The sequence below is a fragment of the Hydrogenivirga sp. genome, assembly GCF_056450045.1.
Genome location: NZ_JBWONM010000062.1, coordinates 1 through 9,015, shown reverse-complemented (window position 1 = coordinate 9,015; position 9,015 = coordinate 1). Strand labels below are relative to the sequence as shown.

The window sequence follows — 9,015 nt, the reverse complement described above, 5'->3', positions numbered from 1 at the left end:
CTTTTCTGAAGAGCTCTCTGTACTTGGGGATAGCCTTCAGCCTTTCCTCCAGCAGGTCGTAGTTCATGTTCATCTCAAAGGGAGAGGCTATCGGCTTTGATGCCTGCTCCTCAAGGGTTTTCACCCTACCGTCCCAGAACATCAGGGTGTTGTAGGCTACGTTGAGCACCGTAGGGGAGTGCCTGAAGTGCTTGTTCTCCGGGTATGCAGGTGACATCACCCTCTTCTTAGCCCACCCGTGGTTTGGGTCGTGGCATGTAGCACAGGAGACGCTCCCGTCGCCCGAAAGCCTCGGGTCAAAGTACAGAAGCTTTCCCAGCTCAACCTTTACGGGTGTTGTGGGGTTGTCCTTCGGTTCCGGAGGTTTGTCGGGAAGCGGGGCTATCCCCGGCTTCTTTGCGGAGTCCGCAGCTCCCGAAAGGGCAAGGAGAGCTGTTACCGCACCAAGAATTGCCTTCTTCATATTCCCCTCCTTATCTGAGCTTAAAGGTTACGTTTGTAACCTTTCCCTCCTCAACCTTGACCTTCATCCTCTTCTCACCGAAGCCTTCGTGCCAGAGTATCAGCGTGTGTTCACCGGCAGGCACACCTTCAATTACGAACTCTCCTCTCTCGTTGCTTACAGCGTGGTAGGGGCTGTCCGCCACTACGACCCACGCCTTCATCCAGCCGTGAATGTTGCAGGTGACCTCAACCACCCCGGGCTTTTCCAGCTTCACCCTGTCAACCATCCCCTTCTTGGGCTGGGACAGCTGGAAGATGGTCTCAAAATCCTGAACACCGTTAGCCTCGTGCTTCACGTTGTCCCTGTTCACTATCTCAAGGGTTGAGCCTGCTCCCATAGAGAGGACCCTCGGGTGGAACTCGCACTTCTCCTGGACGAGGATCTTCTTCTCCTTTGCCGGCTTTCCTGCACCCTTCACGAACACAACGGCGTTCTTAACGCCTCCGTCCTTGGACAGAACGTAAACCTTGTCTATCTTGTAACCCCGCCCGCAGACCTCCTTGTCCTTTGTTATGAGCTTTCTCCTGTTTTTGAGCTTCCTCTTTCCAACGTAAACCACCTTTCCCCTTAAGGTTCCTGTGCCTCCAGCCTTTGCAAAGGCTACCCCCGATGGCTCAAAGTACTTGACGTACCTGACCTTGTAGTGGCTTTCCTGGGAAAGCACAGCTCCAGATACAAGCAGTGATAGAGCGACTCCCGCTGAGAAACCCTTTATCATTCCGCACCCTCCTCCTTTCCTTGTGTGTAAACTCACTTTATATAGTAATAGTTCGCAATAAAAATAAATTATAGCAGAGATAAGTTTTCTTTATTAATTACTAATTGATACTACTTCTCAATAAGCTCTGTACCTCTATCTGATAAAATAACAAGGCTATGCGCATTCCCTACTCATGGCTTGAGGAGTTTCTGGACTTGGAGGGCATATCTCCGGAGGAGGCAGCGGACAGGCTCTCCCTGAGGAGCGTTGAGGCTACCGTTGATACCTTTGGTATAGAGCTTGACGGCGCCGTTTTCGGGAAGGTCCTTGAGAGAAGGAAGCACCCCAAGAGAAAGGACCTCTTGGTCCTTAAGGTTCAGGTGGCAGACTCTCTCAGCCTTACGGTTGTGACTGCCGACCTCAGCCTTGAGGAGGGTGTTGGCGTCATAGTTGCCCTCCCGAACTCCAAGGTGGGCGACAGGTGTATTACCAAGAGGGACTTTGAGGGGGTTATCTCAGAAGGTATGCTCCTCTCAGCCCAGGAGCTCGGTGTTGAGGATGGACAGGAGGGTGTTCTGACCCTTTGGGATGACATAAAGCCGGGAACGGACGCCTCTGAACTCCTTGGCTTTGGAGAGAAGCTCCTTGAGCTTGATATAACCCCAAACAGGGGAGACGTCCTCAGCGTCAGAGGTCTTGCGAGGGAGCTTTCAGCCCTCTTTGGGCTCAGTAAAAGAGAGCCTTCTATAAAGAGCTACGGGGAGTTTGGAGCGCTCCAGATATCGGTTGAGGACGAGGACTGCCACAGGTACAGAGGGGTCGTTCTGAGGGGTGTATCTGTGGGTCCCTCTCCCCTCTGGATGAGGAGGAGGCTCTGGCAGGCTGGCTTTAAGTCTATAAACAACGTGGTGGATATAACCAACTACGTTCTCCTTCAGGAGGGACAGCCCCTCCACGCCTTTGACCTTGACAGACTTGAGGGAAGTGTGCACGTCAGGAGCGCCAGGAAGGGAGAGAGGATAAAGACCCTTGACGGGGAGGAGAGGGAGCTGAGCTCCGAAGTCCTCATCATAGCTGATGAGATAAAACCCATAGCGGTTGCGGGCATAATAGGTGGGCTTGAGAGCGGGGTTACCTCAGCTACAAGGAATGTCCTCCTTGAGTCCGCCTACTTCTCACCCTCAAGGGTAAGGAGGGGCTCAAAGCTCCTTGGAGTTCAGACCGAGAGCAGTTACCGGTTTGAGAGGAACGTTGATATAGAGAGGGTGGATAGGGCTCAGGACCTTGCGGTGGAGCTCATCCTCAGCGTTGCGGGAGGTGAGGTTGAGGCTGTTAGGGACCTTTACCTCAAGAGGTACGAGCCAAAGAAGGTGTTCCTCTCAATGGGGAAGTTCATGAGGTATGCAGGGGAGAGCTACAAGAACGATGAGGCGAGCAGGATACTGAGCTCCTTGGAGATACCCCACGAGATAAAGAGGTGTGGCATAGAGGCTCTTATACCCTCCCACAGGAGCTTTGATCTCAACAGGGATGTGGACCTTATTGAGGAGATAATGAGGGTGAAGGGGTACGATCACTACACCTCAGAGGTCCTTAAGCTACCCTCCCTTGGAAAGCTGTGGAGGGATGAGCTCCTTGAACTCAAGAAGTACCTCAGGGATAAGGGACTCAGCGAGGTTGTGAACATATCCTACGAAGATCTCCAGCTTTACGAGCTCCTCTCCCTTGAAAGGCCCCCTGTGGAGATACTCAACCCCCTCGTTCCCTCCCAGAAATACATGAGGAGCTCCCTCCTTCCATCTTTGCTCAGAACGGCAAAGTTCAACGAGAGTCACTACAACTATGACCTGGCGATCTATGAGCTGGGAAGGGTCTTCTTGGAGTCGGGGGAGGAGGACAGGCTTGGACTTCTGGTCAAGGGAGCCATCAGGGAGTTCCCTTCCCAGAGGTGGGATCACTACATGCTCTCCCAGATAGTTCAGGGTATATTCGGGATTTACGGATCGGAGCCACAGATATGCTTCTCTCAGCTTCCCTTTCTACACCCTTACGTTCAGGCAGAGCTCCTATTGGAGGGAGAGAAGGTAGGCTTCATGGGGAAGCTTCACCCTGAGATAGCCTCAGAGCTGGAGCTCAGAAAAGACGTTTACCTGTGCGAGCTGAGGCTTGCTCCGTTGCTGAAGAGGAGGCTTAGCCACTACGAGGCTGTGTCAAGATTTCCGCCTGTTATCAGAGACTTAGCTCTTGTTGTGGACAAAAGCCTTTCGGTGAGTAAATTATTAAATGAGATTAAATCTCACCTAAATGGTAAGGTGGAAGATGTTATGGTGTTTGACCTTTATGCAGGCGACAAGGTAGGGGAAGGCAAGAAGAGTGTTGGTGTGAGAGTCGTTCTCAGAAGTTTAAGCGGCAGCCTTTCCAGCGAGGAGGTTAATGAGTTGATTGAAGGACTGGTCAGGAGGTTGAAAAGTAAGCTGGGAGCGCAGATAAGATAGAAACCTCCTGCCCTGTGCGTGGCCCGGGGATAATCAATGGGGCCTACATGTGGGCTTAAAGGGAACCCGCCTTCGGGGATGTCCTTCAGGGCTCTCCGAGAGGGTACCCACCTGGTTGGCGGAGGCCCACGAGATCTCTTGAGGTCACGGCAGGGCGGGTTATAACACCTCTTGCCTTCCCCTCCTGGAGACAGGAGGTGGAAGAGATTGGTAGTAACCAAGGATGAGATAAGGAAGGAGCTCCTGAGCAGGAGACAGAGCCTGTCCTCAGTACTCAAGGATGAGCTTGATAGCTTCCTGAGGGAGAAGCTCCTCTCCCTGCCCGAGCTGGTCAGAGCAAGGAAGGTTTTACTCTTCTGCCCTATTAAGGGTGAGCCTGATCTCAGCCAGCTCTTTGAGGACATCCTGTCTCAGGGTAAGGGATTGGTCCTCCCAAGGGTCAGGGGTAAGGAACTTGAGCTGATTGAGGTTTACAACCCAACCTGCCTATCGGCAGGTACTTTTAACATACCTGAACCCACCGACGGTAAGAAGATATATCCAGAGGAGCTTGATGTAGCTGTTGTGCCGGGCATAGCCTTTGACAGGGAGGGCTACAGGATAGGCTTTGGAAAAGGTTACTACGACAGGCTCCTGGAAAGAGTGAGCTGTCCGGTGGTGGGCGTGGCTTACTCCTTTCAGGTGCTTCCCAAGGTCCCCCGAGACCCTTGGGATAAGCCCGTGGACATTCTTATTACAGAAAAGGAGGTTATGAGATGGAACCGATAACGCTGATAGCTATAGCGGTAGGAGTATTGATCGGAAGTTTAGTTGTCTTTCTTCTCCTGAGGGGAAAGAAACAGCAGCCTCAGCTCCCGCCCCAGCCCGCTGTTGATACCGAGAGGGAGATAAAGAGGGCTGAGGAAGAAGCTATAAGGCTTGTAAAGGAGGCTCAGGATAGAGCCTCTGAGCTCCTGAAGGAGGCGGACCAGAAAGCACGCCAGATAATAGAGGAAGCCCGTAGGGAGGCTGAGAGGATAAGGAAGGAGGCGGAGGAAAAGAGAAGGGAGCTCAAAGAGCTTGAGGAGAACCTCCATTCCAAGGAAAGGCAGTTAGAGAGGAAGTGGGAGACGATAGAGAGAAGGGAAGAGGAAATATACAGGAGAGAGAAGGAGGCAAGGGAGTTTGAGAGACAGCTTGAGGCGAGGAGGAAGGAGATACTCTCCCTTGAAGAGGAGCTTGCCAAGGAGCAGGAGGAGATAAGGAAGATGAAGGAGCAGGAGCTCCTTGAGCTCCAGAGGATAGCCTCCCTTACAGTGGAAGAGGCTAAGGAGGAGCTTCTCAAGAGGGTTGAAGAGGAGAGCAGGCTTGAAGCGGTAAGGCTCATGAAGAGGATAGAGGAGGAGGCTAAGGAGAAGGCAGAGCTTGAAGCCAAGAGGATAGTCACAACCGCCGTTCAGAGGATATCTCCCCAGATAGCTATAAACTACACCACAACATCCGTAGAGCTCCCCAGCAACGAGTTTAAGGGAAGGATAATAGGCAGAGAGGGAAGGAACATAAGGACCTTTGAGCTCCTGACGGGGGTTGACCTGATAATAGACGACACGCCCGATGTGGTTACCATATCCTCCTTTGACCCCCTCAGAAGGGAGATAGCCAAGGAAGCTCTTGAGAGGCTTATAGAGGACGGAAGGATTCACCCCGCAAGGATAGAGGAGGTTGTGGACGAGGTAAAGAAGGAGATGGACGAGAAGATAAGGAAGATGGGTGAGGAAACAGCCTTTGAGCTTGGTCTCCACGACATAAACCCGGGACTCTACTACTACATAGGAAAGCTTTACTTCAGAACGAGCTACTCCCAGAACGTCCTCCTCCACTCAAAGGAGGTAGCCTACCTCTCAGGTCTTATGGCTGAGGAGCTTGGACTTGACGCCAAGCTTGCCAAGAGGGCAGGACTTCTCCACGACATCGGTAAGGCTGTATCCCACGAACTTGGAGGCTCCCACACAGACATAGGGGTTGAGCTCTGCAAGAAGTACGGAGAACCAGATGCGGTCATAAATGCCATAAAGGCTCACCACGAGGAAGAGCCTGTAAGGTATCCTGAGGTCGCCCTCGTATGTGCGGCGGACGCCCTCTCCGCGGCGAGACCCGGGGCGAGGAGAGAGACCCTTGAGGCATACCTCAAGAGGCTTGAGAAGCTGGAGGAGATAGTCAAGTCCTTCAAGGGAGTTGCCAACGCTTATGCGGTTCAGGCTGGAAGGGAAGTGAGGGTAATAGTAAACCCCGAGGAGATATCCGATGAGGAGGCTTACATGCTCTCAAGGGATATAGCTAAGAAGATAGAGGAGGAGATGGACTATCCGGGACAGATAAAGGTGGTTGTCATAAGAGAGCTCAGGCATGTAGAATATGCTAAATAAGTAACTACGCGGGTGTGGCGGAACTGGCAGACGCGCCGGACTCAGGATCCGGTGCCCGCAAGGGCGTGAGGGTTCGACTCCCTCCACCCGCACCATAAAGAGAATGAGATTTCTGATAATTGGTGACATAATAGGGAAGCCCGGCAGGAAGGCTGTTGCAGACTACCTCAGGAGAGAGGGGGACAACTACGATGTTGTGATAGCCAACGTTGAAAACTCCGCCGGTGGCTTTGGCATAACGAGAAAGGTCTATGAAGAACTCAGGTCCTATGGGATTGATGTCTTTACCTCAGGAAACCACATCTGGGATAAGAAGGAGGTCTATGAGTTCATGGACCATGCCCCCGAGCTCCTCCGTCCCGCAAACTACCCTGAAGGGGTTCCCGGCAGGGGCTTTGGCATTTACGAGAAAGGGGGTGTCAGGTTCGCGGTGATAAACCTGATGGGGAGGATATTCCTTGACCCGAACTTAGACAACCCCTTCAGGGTCTTTGATGCCATCTACGAGAAGGTCTCCAAGGAGACTCCTATAGTGATAGTTGACTTTCACGCCGAGACGACCTCAGAGAAGTGGGCTTTCGGCATCTATACCGATGGCAGGTCCTCCCTTGTTTACGGAACCCACACCCACGTGCCGACGGCGGACGAGTGCATCCTCAAGAAGGGAACCGCTTACGTGAGCGATGTTGGTATGACCGGAGCCTGGTACTCGGTTATAGGTATGAGCTACAGAGAGCCTGTGGAGAGGTTCCTCTACGGACTTCCGAGGAGGTTCAGGGTGGAGGAGAAGGAGGACGTTGTCTTTAATGCTGTTGCTGTTGATATAGATGAGAAGAGCGGTAGAGCGCTCTCAATAGAGAGGGTAAGGGAGCTGATAAGGTGATAGCCTTCCTGCTCCTCTTCCTGGTCGGTATATCCTTCTCACAGTACCCTGCTGAGTACAGCCTCTTGAAGAAGTTCAGGGACAAAAGGGACCTGAGCGTAGGACTCTTCCTTCTTGAGAACTACCCGGAGGCTGTCTTTGAAGATGAGCTCAGAGTTGAGGTTGCACAGCTCCTGCTTGAAAGGGGAGAGCCTAAAAGGGCGAGGACAATCCTTCAGGAGGTTGAGCTTGACAATGTCAGGGACGATTACGGGGAGAAGGTCGCCAAGCTGTGGAGAGAGCTCGGTCTTGAGCCAAAGAAACTGCTTCTGAGGTTTCCCGAGCACGCCGTTGACCTTCACGGGAAGGTGGTCCTGAGCGATGAGGAGAGAAAGAGGGTCCTTGATAGGCTCTTAAGAGAGGGTAAGTATGAAGAGGTTCTGAAGTTCTCCAAAGACTGCCTCTACAGGGGGATAGCCCTGTTCAGGCTAAAGAGGTACGGGGAGAGCTCTCAGGTTCTCAGGAAGTGTGAGGGCTCAAGGGCTGGGATTTACGCCCTTCTGTCTTATCTCAGGCTCGGCGATTACAAAGAGACGGAGGAGTTCCTCAGAAGTAGGAAGGACCCTACCCTGTACCTCAGGTACGCAAAGCACCTCTTGGGAAAGGGAGAGCCCCTCAGGGCGCGCAGGTTCCTGCTCCTCTCTGGAGGTGGTTTTGAGCCCCTGTTTTACATGGGCTTGATAGACTTCATGAGGAATAGGTACATGCTCGCCTACGAGGAGTTCTCTGAAGCTCAGAGGTACGCAAGGGGGAACATTGAGAGGGCTCAGGCAAGCTTCTGGAAGTTCAAGACCCTTTACGAGCTCGGAGCTCGGGACTTAGCCCGGCACTATCTTATGGAGGCTTCGGAGCTTGCTGGCTTTTACTCCGCCGTGGCGAGGAGGCTCCTTGGCAAGAGGGTTTACGAACCCGTAAACTACACCCCGCCCGAAGGGGAAGCAACCCTTGGAAGGAGGCTATTTGGTATATACAGGCTTGGCTTTCTACACTACATGAGGCTTGAAGCCTTCCAGAGGGCTCAGGGGCTTACCCCCGAGGACCTCTTCTTCCTGCTCAGCTTTGACCCCTATACCGCCATAAAGGTTGCTGCAAGAACCTACGGAGCTAACTCAGAGATTTACAGAGCCTTAGCCTTCCCCACCCCCTTTTCGGTTGTCGTAAGGAGAGCCTCCGAGAGGTTCGGGGTTGAGCCGGCTCTGATATACGCAGTCATGAGGCAGGAGAGCCTCTTTGACCCCTATGCTCTCTCAAGGTCAAAAGCTAAGGGACTCATGCAGCTCCTTGACAGAACCGCCGAGTGGAAGGCTGACAGAATAGGCTACAACTACGATGACATCTTTGATATTGAGACAAACATCTTCTTGGGAACAGCCTACCTCAGGTTTCTTCTTGACTTCTGGAAGGGAGACCTCTTGAGGGCTGTAGCATCCTACAACGCCGGTCAGGGAGCGGTAAAGCGCTGGAAGGATTATGAAGACGACTTCCTATTTATAGAGACAATACCCTACGAGGAGACGAGGAAGTACGTCAAGAGGGTTCTCTGGTTTTACTACATCTACAGGGAGAAGCTTTCAGAGTCTTCCAAGTAATCCACGGGTTTGCGTCCAGCAAACCCGTCCTTTAGCTCGTGCCAGAACATTATCGTTTCCTCATCTTCCTTCCAGCAGAGCCATATGTACCTGCCCTGGTGGTAGGAGAGGAAGTCAACGAGGATGGGGTCAACCCCCTTTATGACTCCACCGAGTTCCTCAATCCTGAGGAAGCCTTGCTTTATCAGGCTCTCAAGCTCCTTAACCTTTGTCTGGTAGTACATCTTCTCAAGGTCGTCCTGCTCGTCTTCAAGGCGGGAGTAAATCTCGTAGAGCTCTTCCTTCTTGAGGTTTATGTCCTCAACGATGGGCTTTATCTTTATCAGCAAGCTCCTTGCCTCTTCAAGGGTAAAAACCTTCATGTCTTTTAATATGCTGTGCTCCTCTCCCTTGTCAATC

At 52.5% G+C, this 9,015-nt stretch carries 8 protein-coding genes, 1 tRNA gene and 1 other RNA gene; 7 read left to right on the top strand and 3 right to left on the bottom strand.

Annotated elements, in window-relative coordinates; all coding sequences use genetic code 11:
- Nucleotides 1-463: cytochrome-c peroxidase (locus AC1HCM_RS02480; protein ID WP_479460194.1), on the bottom strand; the 463-nt coding region annotated here is incomplete at its 3' end.
- 10 nt (nt 464-473) lie between these two features.
- On the bottom strand, nt 474-1,223 hold the full coding sequence (locus AC1HCM_RS02475) for a carboxypeptidase regulatory-like domain-containing protein (protein ID WP_479460193.1): 750 nt from the start codon (nt 1,221-1,223) through the stop codon (nt 474-476).
- Between the two features lie 158 nt (nt 1,224-1,381).
- On the opposite strand from AC1HCM_RS02475, the gene pheT reads away from it, so the two are divergent.
- The 7 genes from pheT to AC1HCM_RS02440 all read left to right on the top strand — a co-directional run bounded on the left by pheT (nt 1,382) and on the right by AC1HCM_RS02440 (nt 8,616).
- On the top strand, nt 1,382-3,700 hold the full coding sequence (gene pheT, locus AC1HCM_RS02470; RefSeq protein ID WP_479460192.1) for a phenylalanine--tRNA ligase subunit beta: 2,319 nt from the start codon (nt 1,382-1,384) through the stop codon (nt 3,698-3,700).
- A gap of 1 nt (nt 3,701) precedes the next feature.
- Nucleotides 3,702-3,865, top strand: a non-coding RNA gene (ssrS, locus tag AC1HCM_RS02465) — 6S RNA.
- 42 nt (nt 3,866-3,907) lie between these two features.
- The gene (locus AC1HCM_RS02460; protein ID WP_479460191.1) at nt 3,908-4,468 is read left to right on the top strand and encodes a 5-formyltetrahydrofolate cyclo-ligase; all 561 of its coding nucleotides are present in this window, start codon (nt 3,908-3,910) and stop codon (nt 4,466-4,468) included.
- Entirely contained in the window at nt 4,456-6,105 is a 1,650-nt protein-coding gene (rny, locus tag AC1HCM_RS02455; protein ID WP_479460190.1) for a ribonuclease Y, read from the top strand. Before AC1HCM_RS02460 ends, rny begins: the two co-directional genes overlap by 13 nt.
- 8 nt (nt 6,106-6,113) lie before the next feature.
- Nucleotides 6,114-6,200: transfer RNA gene (locus tag AC1HCM_RS02450), tRNA-Leu, on the top strand.
- An 8-nt stretch (nt 6,201-6,208) separates the two neighbouring features.
- The gene (locus tag AC1HCM_RS02445; protein WP_479460189.1) at nt 6,209-6,988 is read left to right on the top strand and encodes a TIGR00282 family metallophosphoesterase; all 780 of its coding nucleotides are present in this window, start codon (nt 6,209-6,211) and stop codon (nt 6,986-6,988) included.
- Entirely contained in the window at nt 6,985-8,616 is a 1,632-nt protein-coding gene (locus AC1HCM_RS02440; protein ID WP_479460188.1) for a transglycosylase SLT domain-containing protein, read from the top strand. The genes AC1HCM_RS02445 and AC1HCM_RS02440 overlap by 4 nt, the downstream gene beginning before the upstream one ends.
- Here the strand turns inward: AC1HCM_RS02440 and AC1HCM_RS02435 are convergent.
- Nucleotides 8,583-9,015, bottom strand: a 433-nt coding sequence (locus tag AC1HCM_RS02435) for a DUF2203 family protein (RefSeq protein ID WP_479460187.1), incomplete at its 5' end; no start/stop codon positions are given. The genes AC1HCM_RS02440 and AC1HCM_RS02435 overlap by 34 nt on opposite strands.